The sequence below is a fragment of the Bacillus daqingensis genome, assembly GCF_042654445.1.
GTDB classification, from domain to species: Bacteria; Bacillota; Bacilli; order Bacillales; family Salisediminibacteriaceae; genus Alkalicoccus; species Alkalicoccus luteus.
Window position 1 is genome coordinate 133,591 of record NZ_JBHSGK010000007.1, and the last position, 16,513, is coordinate 150,103.

At 52.3% G+C, this 16,513-nt stretch carries 13 protein-coding genes and 1 riboswitch; of the genes, 12 read left to right on the forward strand and 1 reads right to left on the reverse strand.

Going from position 1 to position 16,513, the window contains the following annotated elements; genetic code table 11:
• The first annotated feature begins 1 nt into the window (after position 1).
• The 4 genes from purM to purD are packed head-to-tail and all read left to right on the forward strand — an operon-like array spanning position 2 to position 4,465.
• The gene (gene purM, locus ACFO4L_RS08745) at positions 2-1,036 is read left to right on the forward strand and encodes a phosphoribosylformylglycinamidine cyclo-ligase (protein WP_377909301.1); all 1,035 of its coding nucleotides are present in this window, start codon (positions 2-4) and stop codon (positions 1,034-1,036) included.
• Positions 1,033-1,638, forward strand: coding sequence for a phosphoribosylglycinamide formyltransferase (purN, locus tag ACFO4L_RS08750; RefSeq protein WP_377909302.1), 606 nt, complete (start codon positions 1,033-1,035; stop codon positions 1,636-1,638). The genes purM and purN overlap by 4 nt, the downstream gene beginning before the upstream one ends.
• Entirely contained in the window at positions 1,617-3,152 is a 1,536-nt protein-coding gene (gene purH, locus ACFO4L_RS08755) for a bifunctional phosphoribosylaminoimidazolecarboxamide formyltransferase/IMP cyclohydrolase (RefSeq protein ID WP_377909303.1), read from the forward strand. Before purN ends, purH begins: the two co-directional genes overlap by 22 nt.
• Before the next feature lie 20 nt (positions 3,153-3,172).
• Entirely contained in the window at positions 3,173-4,465 is a 1,293-nt protein-coding gene (gene purD, locus ACFO4L_RS08760) for a phosphoribosylamine--glycine ligase (protein WP_377909304.1), read from the forward strand.
• 49 nt (positions 4,466-4,514) lie between these two features.
• Here the strand turns inward: purD and fdhA are convergent, their stop codons facing one another.
• Positions 4,515-5,729, reverse strand: coding sequence for a formaldehyde dehydrogenase, glutathione-independent (fdhA, locus tag ACFO4L_RS08765; RefSeq protein WP_377909305.1), 1,215 nt, complete (start codon positions 5,727-5,729; stop codon positions 4,515-4,517).
• A gap of 212 nt (positions 5,730-5,941) precedes the next feature.
• Here fdhA and ACFO4L_RS08770 point away from each other — a divergent pair, with 212 nt between their 5' ends.
• The 8 genes from ACFO4L_RS08770 to ACFO4L_RS08805 all read left to right on the forward strand — a co-directional run bounded on the left by ACFO4L_RS08770 (position 5,942) and on the right by ACFO4L_RS08805 (position 16,377).
• The gene (locus ACFO4L_RS08770; RefSeq protein WP_377909306.1) at positions 5,942-7,645 is read left to right on the forward strand and encodes a sigma-54-dependent Fis family transcriptional regulator; all 1,704 of its coding nucleotides are present in this window, start codon (positions 5,942-5,944) and stop codon (positions 7,643-7,645) included.
• Between the two features lie 162 nt (positions 7,646-7,807).
• Complete coding sequence (locus ACFO4L_RS08775) at positions 7,808-9,421, forward strand: gamma-glutamyltransferase family protein (protein WP_377909307.1); 1,614 nt, start codon at positions 7,808-7,810, stop codon at positions 9,419-9,421.
• 31 nt (positions 9,422-9,452) lie between these two features.
• Positions 9,453-11,603, forward strand: coding sequence for a M20/M25/M40 family metallo-hydrolase (locus ACFO4L_RS08780; protein ID WP_377909308.1), 2,151 nt, complete (start codon positions 9,453-9,455; stop codon positions 11,601-11,603).
• Positions 11,600-12,436 carry an N-formylglutamate amidohydrolase gene (locus ACFO4L_RS08785; RefSeq protein ID WP_377909309.1) on the forward strand — a complete coding sequence of 279 codons (837 nt, stop codon included), beginning with the start codon at positions 11,600-11,602 and terminating at the stop codon, positions 12,434-12,436. Before ACFO4L_RS08780 ends, ACFO4L_RS08785 begins: the two co-directional genes overlap by 4 nt.
• 139 nt (positions 12,437-12,575) lie before the next feature.
• A riboswitch (TPP riboswitch) is annotated at positions 12,576-12,678 on the forward strand.
• Between the two features lie 175 nt (positions 12,679-12,853).
• Positions 12,854-13,468, forward strand: coding sequence for a YkoF family thiamine/hydroxymethylpyrimidine-binding protein (locus ACFO4L_RS08790; protein ID WP_377909310.1), 615 nt, complete (start codon positions 12,854-12,856; stop codon positions 13,466-13,468).
• A gap of 2 nt (positions 13,469-13,470) precedes the next feature.
• On the forward strand, positions 13,471-14,076 hold the full coding sequence (locus tag ACFO4L_RS08795; protein ID WP_377909319.1) for an ECF transporter S component: 606 nt from the start codon (positions 13,471-13,473) through the stop codon (positions 14,074-14,076).
• Positions 14,051-15,595 carry an ABC transporter ATP-binding protein gene (locus ACFO4L_RS08800; protein WP_377909311.1) on the forward strand — a complete coding sequence of 515 codons (1,545 nt, stop codon included), beginning with the start codon at positions 14,051-14,053 and terminating at the stop codon, positions 15,593-15,595. The genes ACFO4L_RS08795 and ACFO4L_RS08800 overlap by 26 nt, the downstream gene beginning before the upstream one ends.
• Positions 15,592-16,377 carry an energy-coupling factor transporter transmembrane component T family protein gene (locus ACFO4L_RS08805; RefSeq protein ID WP_377909312.1) on the forward strand — a complete coding sequence of 262 codons (786 nt, stop codon included), beginning with the start codon at positions 15,592-15,594 and terminating at the stop codon, positions 16,375-16,377. The genes ACFO4L_RS08800 and ACFO4L_RS08805 overlap by 4 nt, the downstream gene beginning before the upstream one ends.
• Positions 16,378-16,513 lie beyond the last annotated feature (136 nt).

Below are 16,513 nucleotides of genomic sequence, written 5' to 3' on the forward strand. Positions count from 1 at the left end.
CATGGGGGAAGCTTACAAGAAAGCGGGAGTCGATATCGAGGCGGGTTATGAAGGCGTGAAGCGGATTGGTCCTCATGCCCGTTCCACGATGCGTCCGGAAGTAATGGACGGACTCGGCGGTTTTGGAGCGATGTTTGATATGAGTCGGCTTGGTCTGAAAGAACCCGTGCTGGTTTCAGGTACAGACGGCGTCGGAACGAAGCTGCTGATTGCGCAGACCGTGAACCGCCACGATACGATCGGCATCGATGCAGTAGCGATGTGTGTAAATGATATTGCAGCTCAGGGAGCAGAACCGCTCTTTTTTCTCGACTACCTCGCTCTCGGGAAAAATGATCCGGATCTTGTGGAACAAATCGTCGCCGGAGTAGCCGAAGGCTGCCGCCAGGCTGGGTGTGCCCTGATCGGCGGGGAAACAGCAGAAATGCCGGATCTGTACAGCCCGTCTGAGTATGACATCGCAGGTTTTACCGTAGGAGCTGCTGAAAAATCAGCACTCTGGCAAAAGGCAGAGGCCGGCGACGTTCTGATCGGCCTCCCTTCTTCCGGCGTACACAGTAACGGCTTTTCGCTCGTCCGCAAAATCATCACAGATACCGGAGTAAACTGGGAAGACGAAGCATCATTCGCTGCGGGAAGCAGCTACGCCGATGTGTTCCTGGAGCCGACGAGAATCTATATTGAGTCGTTAAAGCCGCTCTATAATAAAGGGTTCGTCCGTGCTGCTGCCCACATTACCGGCGGAGGCCTGACCGAAAATATTCCACGTATGCTCACTGAAGGTGCAGGAGCCGATATACAGCTGGATGCACAGCCGCAGCTGCCTGTGTTTTCGTGGCTTCGTGAGAACGGAAACCTGACCGAATCTGACATGCTTACCACGTTCAACACTGGAACCGGCATGGTGCTCGCTGTTGCAGATGAGCATACAGACACTGTATTCGACCTGTTAAGAGAAACTGGAGAGGTGCCTTTTCTGCTGGGACGCGTGACGGATACAGGGCAGTTGAACTGGAAAGGGGAGCTTCCACTATGATGCGGATTGCCGTGTTTGCTTCCGGAAGCGGAAGCAACTTTCAGGCAGTGCTGGAAGCATGTGTTTTAGGCAGAATTAAAGGGGAAGTGTGCCAGGCCGTCTGTGATAAGCCGGGTGCTTACGTAGAAACAAGAGCAGAGCGGGCCGGAGTGCCGCTCTTTTCCTTTTCTCCATCTGATTATGAGTCAAAGCAAGCGTTTGAGACAGAGCTCGTTGCACTGTTAAAAGAACGAGAGGTAGATGTAATCGTGCTTGCCGGCTACATGCGGCTGATCGGACCTGTTTTACTAGGCGCATTCGAAGGCAGAATTATGAATATTCATCCATCGCTGCTGCCGTCGTTTCCCGGTCTACGGGCAGTCGAACAAGCCGTTGATGCAGGAGTAAAAGTAACTGGTGTTACGGTTCATCTTGTTGACGAGGGCATGGACACAGGCCCGATTCTTGCTCAGAAACCTGTTACAATAGAACCGGAGGATACATACGAAACGACCGCGGCTAAAATACACCGTATTGAACATTCACTGTATCCGGAAACGATTGAAGCTTGGCGAAAAACTGCAGAGGAGCGTGAGAGCACGTGGCAAAACGAGCACTCGTAAGTGTATCGGATAAATCAGGTATTGTGCCGTTCATTCAAAACCTTGTGGATCAAGGGATCGAAATAATTTCCACAGGCGGAACGAAGCGAACGCTGGAAGAAGCAGGTATGGACGTAATTGGAATTGAAGAAGTGACCGGTTTTCCTGAAATGATGGACGGCCGGGTGAAAACACTGCATCCCGCAATTCATGGAGGCTTGCTCGGCGTAAGGGAAAATCAGTCCCATATGCAGGCGCTCCGCTCGGAACATATTGAGCTGATCGACTTTGTCATTGTTAACCTGTATCCATTCCAGCAGACAATTGAAAATCCGGATTCCACGTTTCAGGATGCGGTTGAAAACATCGATATCGGCGGCCCATCGATGATTCGTTCGGCTGCTAAAAATCATCAGGACGTGGCAGTGATTGTCGACAGCGAAGACTATGAAAAGGTGATTCATGAGCTGGAGCAGCACGGTGAACTGAGCTACGAACACCGTCAAAAGCTTGCAGCTAAAGCATTCCGGCACACTGCTGCCTATGATGCCCTCATTGCAGAATACATGACGAAGCATGTTGGAGAAGGCGCACCGGAAAAGCTGACGAAAACATATAACTTGAAACAGACGCTTCGTTACGGTGAAAACCCGCATCAAATGGCAAGCTTTTATGAGCGGCCGCTTGCCGGTTCAGCTACGATTGCCCGGGCTAAGCAGCTGCACGGAAAAGAGCTATCTTATAACAACATCAATGATGCGGATGCGGCGATTGCGGTTATCCGCGATTTTAACGAGCCTGCAGCTGCAGCGGTTAAGCACATGAATCCGTGCGGTGTCGGGATCGGCGGAGATATCGCTCAGGCGTATAAAAAAGCTTATGAAGCCGATCCAGTGTCCATCTTTGGGGGCATAGTAGCCTGCAATCGCGAAGTAGATGCTGAGACAGCCGATATGATGAAAGATATTTTTCTGGAAATTATCCTCGCTCCATCTTTTTCAGAGGAAGCACTGACGATTCTGCAAAAAAAGAAAAACATCCGTCTGCTTGAAATTGATATGGAGAGCCACTATGCTGGAGAAAGCCGTGTGACGACAGTATCTGGCGGTGCGCTTATTCAGGAAACAGATACACTCTCATATGAGGACATCGAAGTGACAATACCGACAGACCGCAAGCCGTCTGATCGGGAACTTGAGCAGATTGCAATGGCCTGGAAAGTAGTGAAGCACGTGAAATCCAATGCAATTGTACTTGCGAAAGAAGACCGTACGATCGGCATCGGTGCCGGGCAGATGAACCGGATCGGAGCTGCTGAAATCGCTATTAAACAGGCAGGAGAGCAGGCAGAAGGCTCTGTTATGGCTTCTGACGCCTTTTTCCCGATGGCGGACACGGTGGAAGCAGCCGCAGAAGCTGGAATTCGTGCGATTATTCAGCCGGGCGGATCCAAGCGTGATCAGGAATCGATCGATGCTTGCAACAAGCACGGTCTTGCGATGGTCTTTACGGGCGTGCGTCACTTTAAGCACTGATCGGCAGACAGGAGGAACCTATGAATATATTACTCGTTGGAAGCGGAGGACGTGAGCATGCGCTAGCCTGGAAGCTCGCGGATTCCGATCTGGCAGATGAGATTGTAGTAGCACCAGGAAGCGATGCGATTGGGCAAATTCTGGAGTGTACGATTGAAGACGTGAAAGAAGATGACCATGAAGGGATGAAGCGCCTCGTTGAACAGTATGAAATTGAATTGGCTGTGATCGGCCCTGAAGCGCCGCTTGCAGCGGGACTGACAGATGTCCTGCAGGCAGAAGGGGTCCGTGTCTTCGGCCCCACAAAGGCAGCCGCTCAGCTGGAGAGCAGTAAAACCTTTGCTAAAGAGCTTATGAAAAAATACGGCATCCCAACAGCTGCGTTTAAGCAGTTCACCGAAGCGGAACCGGCAGTCAGCTACATCCGTTCGCAGGGAGCTCCGATCGTTGTAAAGGCAGATGGTCTTGCAGCCGGGAAAGGCGTTATCGTTGCCGAAACGGTAGATGAAGCGATCCGCGCGGTGCACGATATTCTAGACGACAATGCTTTTGGCGACGCAGGATCGTCTGTGGTTATTGAAGAGTATTTAAGTGGAGAAGAGCTTTCTTTTATGGCATTTGTCCACGGCAGCACCGTTATTCCAATGGTAACGGCTCAGGACCATAAAAGAGCTTACGAGGGAGATAAGGGTCCCAACACAGGAGGAATGGGAGCCTATTCTCCGGTACCTCATTTGGATGGTAAATGGCTGCAGGAAGCAGAAGAAAGCATTCTGCGTCCTGCAGCAGAAGCGATGATTCAGGAAGGCGTCCCGTTTACAGGTGTTCTCTATGCCGGCTTGATGATTACTGAAAACGGACCGAAAGTGATCGAGTTCAATGCCCGCTTCGGGGATCCGGAAGCGCAGGTCGTGCTGCCGCGCCTGAAGAGCGATCTCGTGCAGGTCCTGCTCGATGTCCTAGATGACCGGGAAACGACTCCAGAATGGAGCGATCATGCCTGTGCGGCAGTAGTGGTGGCATCTGAAGGGTATCCCGGCAGTTACGAAAAGGGTCAGCCGTTTACGATGCCGATGACCCGGTCTAACGAAACACAGCAGTTTTTCCATGCCGGATCGGTTGTTAACAGCGAACAGGTAGGCTGGAAAACAGCTGGGGGCCGAGTGTTTCTGCTTTCCACGCAGGCACCCACACTCGAAGAAGCGTTCAAGCTGACGTATGAGGTGCTCGGTCAGAAGGAATGGCCAGGATTGTTTTACCGGCGTGACATCGGTCACCGGGTCATCAGCCGTTCGGAGCATGAATCAACATAAGCATAAAAAACCGTCCGGACACTAGTCCGGGCGGTTTTTACGTGAATGGTTACTTCAGCATGCTATGCGGATCAATAACGAACTTTTTAGAGGCGCCGCCGTCGAATTCCTTATAGCCGTCAGGCGCCTGATCGAGTGAAATAACCGTAGCGTTTACGGCTTTTGCAATCTGGGCTTTCCCGCTTAAAATGGAGTTCATCAGCTCGCGGTGATAACGCATAACCGGCGTTTGACCGGTTACAAACGTATGCGCCTTTGCCCAGCCGAGACCGAGACGGATTTTGAGTGTTCCTTCTTTTGCATCCTCATCGACACCACCCGGATCTCCCGTTACGTAGAGTCCCGGAATACCGAGTTTTCCGCCTGCGCGGGTGAGCTGCATAATGGAGTTCAGCACGGTTGCCGGTGCCTCGGTGGCATTTGCCCCGTGAGCGGAGGCTTCAAAGCCTACTGCATCAACCGCGCAGTCTACTTCATTTGTACCAAGAATCTGTTCGATCTGTTCGCCAATATCATCATGTTCACGGAGGTTGATGGTTTCACATCCGAAGCTCTTCGCCTGGTCCAGCCGTTCCTGAATCAAATCGCCGACGATAACAACAGATGCACCTAGAAGTTGAGCGGAGTGAGCCGCAGCAAGTCCGACAGGCCCGGCTCCGGCAACATAAACGGTTTTACCTGGTGATACCCCGGCGCTGTAAGCTCCGTGGAAGCCGGTCGGGAAGATGTCAGACAGCATCGTCAAATCACGTATCTTTTCCATGGCCTTATCTTTATCCGGAAAACGAAGCAGCTGGAAATCAGCGTAAGGAACCATGACGTATTCGGACTGTCCGCCGACCCATCCGCCCATGTCTACATATCCGTATGCAGAGCCTGGCCGGTCAGGGTTCACGTTCAGACAAATATGCGTATCCCGTTCTTTGCACGCTCGACAACGGCCGCAGGCGATATTGAATGGAACGGAGACGAGATCGCCGACCTTCATAAATTCAACATCCCGGCCGCATTCAATGACTTCACCAGTAATTTCGTGTCCAAGAATCAATCCTTCTGGCGCGGTCGTCCGTCCGCGCACCATGTGCTGGTCACTGCCGCAGATATTCGTCGTTACAACTTTGAGGATAACCCCGTGTTCACATTTGCGCCCGACGTTAAGCGGATTAACCCCCGGTCCGTCCCGTAAAATAAGCTCCGGATAATCAATATCCTGTACTTCAACCTTGCCTGCCCCCATGTACGCTACCGCTCTGTTTCCACCCATACGTGTGCCTCCTTTTTAGTGATGAAAATGGCTTGCAGTCTATTTACTATGCAAAAACGATGCCAGCGTGTAAAATGCGTTGTAAAAGCGCTTTCATTTCCGGCGTTCAGGTAAAATGTGCAAAAAATGAACAAAGATGTCTCAAATTAGTACAAACATTTCTGAATATTTAGTATGATTCCGGTAGAACCGGTTTGAAAGGAGGGGCCCGCATGGAGCTGTCACTGATTGGGGCGTCACGTAAGCGCTGTGAAAGCTACGGTATTCTGCCCGACAGCCCCGTTCAGCCGAAACGGGTAAATGCAGGGAAGCTGCGTACGATGCTTAAGCAGGACGAAACGTTGTTAACGCACATCAAACAGCTGTTTCGTCAGCTGGAGCATGCGTTTGATTCAAAAGCGTATACGGCCGTTTTTGTAAACAGAGAAGGGTATATTTTGACGAAATGCGGAAGTCTGGGTGCGGCTGCTAAGGATCGATTTTTGGAGATCGGTACGAACTGGTCGGAAAGTGCGATGGGCACCAATGCAATGGGGATCGTTCTGTATGACAGGAGACCGGCAGTCATTCACGGGGAGCATCACTATTACAAAGCGCATCATTCCCTCACTTGCGCAGCAAGTCCGCTCTATGACGCAGACCAGTGCTTTCGGGGCGCAATAAATATCAGTACCGCAAAAGAAAATTATCATCCGATGCTGTTAAGTCTCACAGAAACGATTGCAGAAGCAGCTGCTCAGGCGATGAAGCTGGACCGCTCCAGGGAGGAGGAGCTGATGCTCGAAGAAGAGCTGGCCGTTACGTCACGGCTGGCCGGAATTCCGATGATTACCGTGCAGAAGGGCAAAGTGATTCGTGCCAACGGACTTGCCAGGTCAAAACTTGGCTCCCGCATTGTCGGCCAGGAAATTTCCCGCCTTCCTTCAGGCAGAAGCACCTCGGTCGGTAAGCATACAACGGTTGTCGCGCTGCGGGACCGTTCCGAGCAGCATCTGCACCAATTTCATGATATTGCCGGCTCCTGCCCGAGCATTACCCAGCTGAAAGAGCTCGGAAAAAAAGCGGCCGATTCAGATTATCCTGTGATCATATACGGAGAGAGCGGAACCGGAAAAGAGCTGATGGCTCAATCGATGCATACAGAAGGCTGCAGAAGCTCGGGACCGTTTGTAGCACTGAACTGCAGTGCCATTCCGGAAACGCTGGTTGAAAGTGAATTATTCGGCTATGAGAAAGGAGCTTTTACCGGCGCCAGCCACCGCGGCCAGGCGGGAAAATTTGAGGCGGCTGATAAAGGCACAATTTTTCTGGATGAAGTAGGGGACCTGTCATTAAAGGCGCAGGGATCACTGCTGCGTGTGCTGCAGGAACGAGCGATCACGCGTATCGGAAGCGTAGCACAGATTCCTGTTGATGTTCGGGTCATTTCAGCTACGAATAAAAATTTAAAGCAGGAAGTACGCGAAGGCCGCTTCCGGGAAGATTTGTATTACAGATTGAAGGGAATTCATCTGACAATGCCTCCGCTGCGTGAACGGCAGGATGTGCTGGAGGTGGCACAGGTGCTTCTCGGACAGCTGGCGGCAGGCAGTAGCTTAACGGAAGCCGCGAAACGCAGGCTGGAGGTGTACAGCTGGCCGGGAAACATCAGGGAGCTCCAAAGTGTGCTTATGCAAGGTGTATTTCTGGCAGGGCATCATCAGATTGACGAAGCTCATATTCAATTTGAAGATGAGTATGAGATACATGCCGGACATGGAGGCGGCACGCTTGAAGAAATAGAAGCAGAAGCCGTAGCCAGGGCACTAAAAGAATCAGACGGCAACGTGTCGAAGGCTGCGGAAGCGCTCGGTCTGGCTCGTAACACCATGTACGCAAAAATCAAGAAGTATGATATTTCGATTAATGAGACGTAATTCGCAGAAATAACGACGTATACGGTGGAGAATCGCTCTGCAGATTGTATGCGGAGGCTTTTCCCTCTATAATGAAAATAATACGTCTGCACGCTCACCAGCAGACGCTCTTTTTTACTATCGAATGGAATATTATGTATGTCCGGAGAGGCAGGGATCGTCATGAAGGAATCTAGACCCGTATCACATGCGGTGTCCAGTGAGGGAATGGTCTCGACCGCGTCCTCTACAGCAACACAGGCAGGCGTGGACATGCTTCGAAAAGGGGGCAATGCAGTCGATGCAGCAGTAGCCGCAGCCTTCTGTCTTGGCGTATCAGAACCACAGGCGTCGGGAATCGGCGGACAATCGATGGCTCTGGTCCACCTCGAGGATGAAGGAAAAACATTTGCGCTGGATGGCTCTTCTCGTGCCCCTTACGTCCTGTCCCCGCATAAAAATCCGTCAAAGGCGATTAAGCTTGGCTTAAAATCAAGCACCGTTCCGTCTACACCGGCAGCTCTAGGCTATCTGCATGAGAATTACGGAAGCCTTTCGCTCGAAGAAGTACTCGCTCCATCCATCCGCGCGGCAGAAGAGGGGGTGGAAGTGACGTCGCTCATTCACAGTAAAATCGTAAAAGAAGCTGAGCAGCTTCGAAAAGATCCGCTCATTCTGAAGCGGTATTTTGCAAAAGGGAAGCCGCTGAAGGCAGGCAGTATACTAAAGCAGCCGGAGCTTGCTGCCACGTTCCGGGCGATGGCAGCAGAAGGCTGGCGAGATTTTTACACCGGCAGCATCGGGAAAAAGATCTTGCAGGATATGGAAGAGCGCGGCGGACTGATTACAGAAGTGGACCTGCAGCAAATCCCCCTGCCGGTGGAAAGGGAAGTGCTTGAGAGCAGCTACCGCGGCATGGAGATCGTCACGTATCCGCCGCCGGGAGCCGGGAGAGTGCTCGTTCAAATATTAAATACCCTGGAAGGATTTGAGCCTGACGAGCTGGATCCGGATACTCCGGCCGGTGCAGTGATTTTAGCACTTGCCTTCCGATTTGCGTTAAATTACCGCCAGCGGATGCCCGTTTCCCCAGACCACTATTTGCAATCTGTTTCGCAAATGATGGTCGATAAAGGATATGCTTCCGAAATTACAAAGCGGATCCGGGACATTCATAAGCTGGCGCTTCAAGATACCTTCGCAGCACCGCCGGTATCAGGGGAAACGACACATTTGTCTGTAACCGATAAAGACGGGAATACCGTAGGCATTACGCAGTCTGTGGAGCTCGTATTCGGCAGCAAGCGGATGGCAAAAGGACTTGGCTTTTTTTATAACAATTACATGAGTGCATTTGAATACAAAGATAAAACGCATCCTTATTTTCTGCTTCCGGGCGGGGTGCCGTGGAGCAGCGTTGCGCCGGTACTGATTAAAAAACGCGGTAAAATTCAGTATCTGCTCGGCAGCCCAGGAAGTGCCCGTATTTCAACAACTCTTGCACAGGTGATCGTGCGGCTGATTGATAAAGGTGAGTCACTGGAGGATGCCATTGCCGCACCGCGTTTCCATGCGTCTGACCAGGGTGAACTGATGATCGAAAAAGACCGTTTTTCCAAGCAGGTGTATGAAGCGCTGCAGCTGGCCAGTTTTAAACTGCAGCGAAAAGATGCGTACAGTTTTTATACGGGCTGTGTTCAGGGAGTCCAGCTTCCTGTACGGTTTTGGGAAAAGTACCAGGGAGTTGCAGACCCGCGCCGTGATGGCACGGCAGAAGGGCCGGAACAGACTCATTAATGACTACTATTAGGAAGAAGGGTGTGTTTGCGTGAAAATAGCAGTGGTGTACAACAGAGAAAGCCAAGCCGTCATTAACTTATTTGGAACGCAGAATCGGGAGAAATATGGTTTGGAAACGATCCGGCTCATTCGGGAAGGATTGAAAAAAGGCGGGCACGAAGTAAAAACGTTTGAAGGCGATAAAAACCTGATTCAAAACCTGGAAGATTTTATGCCCTCCGTTATTTTAGGAGAGCGGCCTGGTCTTGTTTTCAACTTAAGCTACGGTATCCAAGGGCGCGGCAGATACATGCACGTGCCCGGCATGCTGGAAATGCTCGGCATTCCTTACGTCGGTTCAGGTCCGGAAACGCATGCTCTAGCGCTCGATAAAGTTGTGACAAAAATCCTGCTCATGCAGCAGGGGCTGCCTACACCAAAATTTGCTGTTCTTGATAAGCCGGACAGCCCGCTGCGGGAGTCGCTTACCTATCCTCTTATCGTAAAACCAAAGGACGAAGCGGTATCGTTCGGTTTGAAAATCGTGCATAACGAAGAAGAGCTTCGCGAAGGCGTCCGTGTCATCTATGAAACATACAACGCTCCGACGCTCGTAGAAGAGTACATCGAAGGCCGGGAAGTAAACGTAGCGCTGATCGGCAACAATCCGGTAGAAGCACTTCCGCCGGTTGAACTCGTATTCGGGGAAGGTCCGCAAATTTATACGTTTGAAGACAAGAAAAATCAAAGCGGCCGGACCGTCGAAAAAGTCTGCCCGGCGCCGCTCTCCGATGAAGAAACAGAACGAGTGAAAGAGCTGGCTGTACAGACGTTTAATGCGCTTCACTGTCATGACAGTGCGAGGGTCGACTTCCGCATTGACCGGGAAGGGAACCCGTATATTTTGGAAGTGAACTCAATGGCCAGTCTTGGTGCAGACGGCTCGCTCGTGTTTGCGGCCGATAAAATCGGCATGGATTATGCGGCGCTCGTTAACCGGCTGATCGATGTGACGTGTGAACGCTATTTTGGCAAGGATTTCTTTGATCAGGAATCATATGAAATGAAGACGACTGCGGATAAATTGTTTAAGCGGCTTACCACTACGCGCGGCAGGCTGGAAGAAGAGCTGAAAAGCTGGACGAATCTTTCCTCGAGAACAGAGGATGCAGTCGGCTTAAGCAGCGTACGGAAACGGCTTGAGGAACGGCTTGCAAAGCTGTCGCTGAAGGAAGTTCCCGAACTGACTAACGGCAGGTCGGCATGGACGTGGGAAACGAAGGCAGGTCTTAAAGGAGGAACGCTTCTCGTGGTTCCGATCGATGTGCCGGGGAAGCGAACCGGTTATCCGCTCTCGTTTCGAAAGGAGCAGGAATGGATTTATGGCGAAGGGGTCGCCTCCAGCCGCGCGGGAATTACAACAGCTCTTGCAGCCTTGAAGGCACTGAAGGATGAGAAAAAGCTTGCGGGCACGAAAACGGGTATTTTCTTTTATGCTGATGAAGGACGCGGGATGCGCTATTCCTCTGCGATGCTCGAAAAAGCAGCGGCAGAGGCTGAGGATGTTATCGTGCTGCAGCCGGGCTTTGTGGAAGGAAAAGTCGTCGATCAGCGCCGCGGTTCACGTGACTATCACATCATTGCGGAGGGAGACCCGGAGCGCATCGGCAGAAAAAGCCAGCCGCTTGACGTGCTTACGTGGTTTCTGGATCAGACAGCGAGTCTGCGTGAGTTAAGCAGCCGCCGAAAAAAGATCGCTGTCTCCGTCCAGGATATTCAATCCGAACGGTACAGCGTCCTCATGCCGCATCGCGTCACAGCAACGATTGCCGTTACTTATTTGGACGATAAGCTGGCAGAAGAAGCAGAAGAACAAATGAAAAAGCTGTTCAGACCAGGTCGTACGGGAATGAAAACGTACATTGAACAAATCACAGCCCGGCCGCCGCTGAGACGGCAAAAGAGTCACCCGATGTTGGAGCGGCTGGAGCACTGGGCAAAGGCCTATCAGCTGCCTTTTGGAACAGAATCAAGCTTGCTGGCGACAGCGTCCGGAGTCGTACCGGAGCATATTCCGTGTATTTGCGGATTTTCACCGGCAAGCAGAAGGCTGTATACGCCGGATGAGGCGATGCATCGAAGTGAGCTTGTACAGCGGGCAGTCCTGTTAGCACTTTACCTGCAGGAGGAATCTACATGAAGCAAGCTCTCCTTCCGATTTTGATTTCAGTCCCTCACGGGGGATCGCATATGCCGGACCATTTAAAAGAAAGACTGCTGCTGTCCGAGGCGGACGTTGTTCGTGACGGCGACACGTGGACGCAGGAGCTGTTTGATTTCCGCGGCAGCGTGCAGACGTTTATGGCAGCTGATACTGCCAGGGTCGTCATTGACCTGAACAGGGATCCGACGGACCGTCCTCCAGCAAATCCGGACGGAATTGTCAAAACGCTCACTGTCGACGGCCAGCAGGTGTGGAGCGAACCGTTGAGCGACGAGGAAACGAATAGTCTGATTGAAGCCGTACATGCTCCGTATCATCAAAAGCTGATGCATGCATCTAGTGAAGAAGGGCTGCGTTTTGCAGTGGATTGCCATACGATGCTGGACATTGGACCGGCTAAGGACGGCAATACGTGGGAACAGCGTCCGTTAATGTGCATCAGCAACCGCGGCAGTGCAGGCGGAGGCAGAGAGACAGAGACGATCACGGCGCCGCCGGAATTCATGCAGCTGTTTAAGCAGGAGCTGGAACGGGAGTTTGCAGATGAAATGGTAGAAGGAATCCCGCTTGTGCTTGTAAACGCCCCGTTCAGAGGCGGGTACATTACGCAGCTGCACGGACCGCGGACAGATATTCCGTGGATACAGCTTGAGCTGAACAGGCGCCTGTACCTGCCGGCTGCAGCGGGTCCCGTCCCGTCCGCTGCTGATCTGGAGCGGCTGACGAAGCTTCGTGACAAACTGCTCCTTGTACTGGAGCGAGTGGCAGCACCTGCGCAGCCTGAGGCGGGGGAAGAACCTGCTTCCTAAACGATCAGACAATAGGAGCCTGCAGCAGGCTCTCGCTTTGCTGCAAGGGCCGGGTTTGTTCGCAGGGAAGAGGTGCTTTTCGGCAGCGGGCTTTACAGAGTACCGCTTGAAAGGGTACAATGAGGCTACAATTCGATACGGAACGCACTGGGGGTGCTGCAATGCTGAGAGACGGGTCTTCCCGTTAACCCTTTGAACCCGAACTGGATAATACCAGCGTGGGGAAGTGCAGGCGGCTTTCTTTGCCGGTTACCTGCATCTTCTGAGACTGATCATGAAGATGCTCTTTTTTTTCGGTGCCGCCTGTCAGAATAAATGAATTTTCAGCATGTAAGACAGTCCCGCGGGGGGACTGTCTTTTTTTCGTTCGAATCGTAAAATAATCTGGCGTTCGCCGCCGGCTGGAGGAATGTTTCAATGAGTCAGGTCAGTTGTGGAACAAGCAGAATTGTAGGAGTGCGCTTTGCGGTATATCCGATGTCCGATCAGTTTGCGGACATTATCAAATCCGCTTTGCAAGAGGTTGATACGTCGAAAGTATGGATGCAGACAGATGATATTACGACCTGTGTCCGCGGCAGGAGTGAGCACGTTTTTGATGTCGCTGAAGCTGTATTCGTACAAGCGGCAAAGAACGGCACGCACACGGTGTTTAACGGTACGTTTTCGATCGGCTGTCCTGGAGACAGTGAGGGCGACACGTATATGTCAGAAGACGGCATGCGCTTGAATAAAGAAGCATCGGCCGACACAAACGTAGAAGCAGCGACCCATTTCGCCCTATATCCAATGAACAACCCGGAGTATATGCAAGTCATTGCCGACCAGGTTGAAACGGCAAAAGAGCACGGTACGTTTACGAAAGGCGTTCATTATGCGTCACGGCTCGATGGATCAGCGAATGAGGTGTTCGGGACACTTGAAGAAATATTTGTTGATACAGCGCAGTCGAGCTCGCACGGACACGTAACGATGACCGCCACAGTATCTGCGAACAGCCCGTCGAAAAAAGACAATGAGAGGAACGGCTGATGCTGCTTAGAGACTGGAAGCTGAAAGAAATTGTCCTGATGTCCATTCTCGGCGTCGTATTTGCCTTTATTTATCTCGGCTTTTACTTCTTCGGTCAAGGTCTGCGAAATGCACTCATGCCGTTCGGCCTCGCGCCGTTCGGCTATGAGCTGATTTTTGGAATTTGGTTTATCGTTTCCATTGTAGCGGCCTACATCATCCGGAAAAAGGGCGCTGCGTTCTGGTCGGAGCTGATAGCAGGCACGGTACAGGTGCTGGTCGGGAGCCCGGCAGGCCCACAGTTGATCATTTCTGCGGCGATTCAGGGGCTCGGTGCCGAAGCTGCGTTTGCAGCGACAAAATGGAAAAATTATTCCCTCTGGGTGCTTATTGCAGCGGGGATGTCCGCTGCGCTGTTCAGCTACGCCTGGGGCTGGTTCCAGTCCGGCCTGGCTGCACTTCCGGCAGGCTTGATTATTGCAACGCTGCTCGTCAGATTGGCAAGCGGTGCGCTGCTCGCCGGCGTACTCGGAAAATGGATCAGCGATCAGCTCGCCAAGACGGGGGTGCTCAGAGGCTATGCATTAGGGAAGGTGAAACAGCATGGACGGATTCGAAAAGCATCCTAAACCTCCTGTCATAGAGCTTAAGCGCGTCAGCTTTGCCTATGAAGAAGAAGCTCCGCTTCTTCACGATATCAGTCTTCAATTTCAGGCAGGCGAATGCTGCCTGATCGGAGGCGCGAGCGGGAGCGGGAAAAGCACGCTCGCTCTGATCATGAACGGACTCTATCCAGAAGCGGTGGAAGGAACGATGCGCGGCGAGGTCCGGCTGCATGGACGACCGCTTTCCAGCTATAGGAAAGGGGAAGCAGCACAGCACATCGGCGTCTTGTTTCAGGACCCGGAGAGTCAGTTCTGTATGATCAGTGTGGAAGACGAGCTGGCGTTTGTGCTCGAAAATATTGCCGCTCCACGAGACGTAATGGACGAACGAATCGATCATGTGCTGAGAGAAACAGACATGACCGACTTTCGCCACCGGGCTATTCATGAGCTGTCCGGCGGCCAGAAGCAGAAGATTGCGCTTGCTTCCGTGCTGCTTCTTGATCCGGAGGTGCTGATCGTCGATGAACCGGCGGCCAATCTTGATCCAGCTTCAGGAGAAGAGCTGGTAGAGCTGATCGGCCGAATCCGCCGATCACGCGGCTGTACGGTGTTGATTATCGAGCATCAGGCTGACCGCTGGCTGTCCCTTCTAGACCGGGCCGTGTTTCTTGCAGCCGGCAGCGTCATGCTGGACGGGAGTCCGGATACTATCTATCAAACGAAACGAAGCCTGCTTAAACGCGAAGGCATTCATCTGCCTTTCCGATACGATCCGCTTCCGCCGCGAAGTCCGGGTCCACACCGCGGAGAGACAATCTTCCGTGCAGAAAACCTGACAGTCTCCAAGCGGAAAAAAGCGATCGTGCAGCACGCTTCGTTTCAACTGCACCGCGGAGAAATGCTGGCAATTGCCGGTGAAAACGGATCTGGAAAGACCACACTTCTTCAGGCAGCCGCCGGACTGCTCCCGCTGGACACCGGCCGTATTGAACTCGGTGGAAAAGCCTTGCAGGAACTGGGTGAGGAGCAGTTTCGCAAGCGTACCGGATTTGTATTCCAAAATCCGGAGCACCAGTTTATTACCGATACGGTTCAAGAGGAGCTGTTATTCGGTCCGGAGCTTGCAGGACGTGATGATGCAGAAGAGTGGATGGAGGCGCTGTTGAGGCGCTTCCGGCTGGAGAAGCACCGGTATCACAATCCGTTTATGCTTTCCGGTGGTCAAAAGCGCCGTCTTAGTGCAGCAGTCATGCTGGGCGACATTCCAGACGTGCTGTTTTTGGACGAGCCGACGTTTGGCCAGGATGCGGCGTCTACAGCTGATTTGATGAACATGCTTGATGAGCTGCGCAGCGGCGGAACCGCAGTTGTATTGATCACCCATGACATGATGCTTGTCGATCGCTACTGTCATCGCGTGTTAGTCATGAAGGGCGGAGAAGCGGCTTTCGAGGGGGAACCGCAGCAGCTTTGGAAAGAGCAGGACCTCTTGCAGTCCTGCAGCTTGCTGCAGCCGGAACGGGAGGCGGTGACAGGATGACAGCTTCCCTTAATCCGGCTTTGAAAGCCGTGACGGTTCTCATTCCGGGTGTCATACTGAGCTTCAGCTTCGATATATTCACCCCGCTTGTGTTTTTACTGTTTATCATCGGCTACACCGTATTTTTCAGCGGCGTTCCGCTGAAAAAGTGGCTTCTGTTCTTCCTGCCTTTTACGGTGCTTGCGGCAGGGTTTGCCTGGATGAGCATGTTGTATGCTTCAGGATCGTTTGCTGAAGGCCGAACGTTATTTACCGTTTGGCGGTTTGAGGTGACCACAGGATCCGTTGCTGTCGGGATAAGTCTTGCCTTGCGCTCTCTCTGCTTTGGGGCTTTGTCGCTGCTGTTTATTTTGACGACCGACTCTACGAAGTTCATGCTTAGTTTAATGCAGCAGTTTAAACTTCCGCCTTCCATTACTTATGGAGTGCTTGCAGGCTACCGGTTTCTGCCATTGTTCCGTCATGAATTTCAGCTGCTGCGGCAGGCGCAGCGGGTTCGCGGAGTTGGCAGAGCGAAAGGGGTAAAGGCACGGATGCTGCAGTTCCGCCGCTACGCTGTTCCCCTGATGGCCAATGCGATCCGCCGGGCAGAACGGACGGCAAATGCGATGGAATCAAAAGGATTCACCGGCTCCACCGAGCGGACACACTACCATCACATGCAGATACAGGCACGGGACTGGTCGTTTTTCGGGCTGATTAACGGTGCCATGCTGCTTACGTTCGCTGTTTCGTACTATCTTGGCTACTTATCGATCTTTGGCTACCAAGCAGGGTCATAGCGGCGGACAGCCGAAGCTGAGGTCTTCAGAGAAGGATCTGTATGAGCATAAAGCCGGACCAGTGGAAGCCGGGGCCACTGAAAAAGTCCTTGATGAAGACTAGAAACGTCCTTGTGGACGTTTTTGGTCTTCTTTA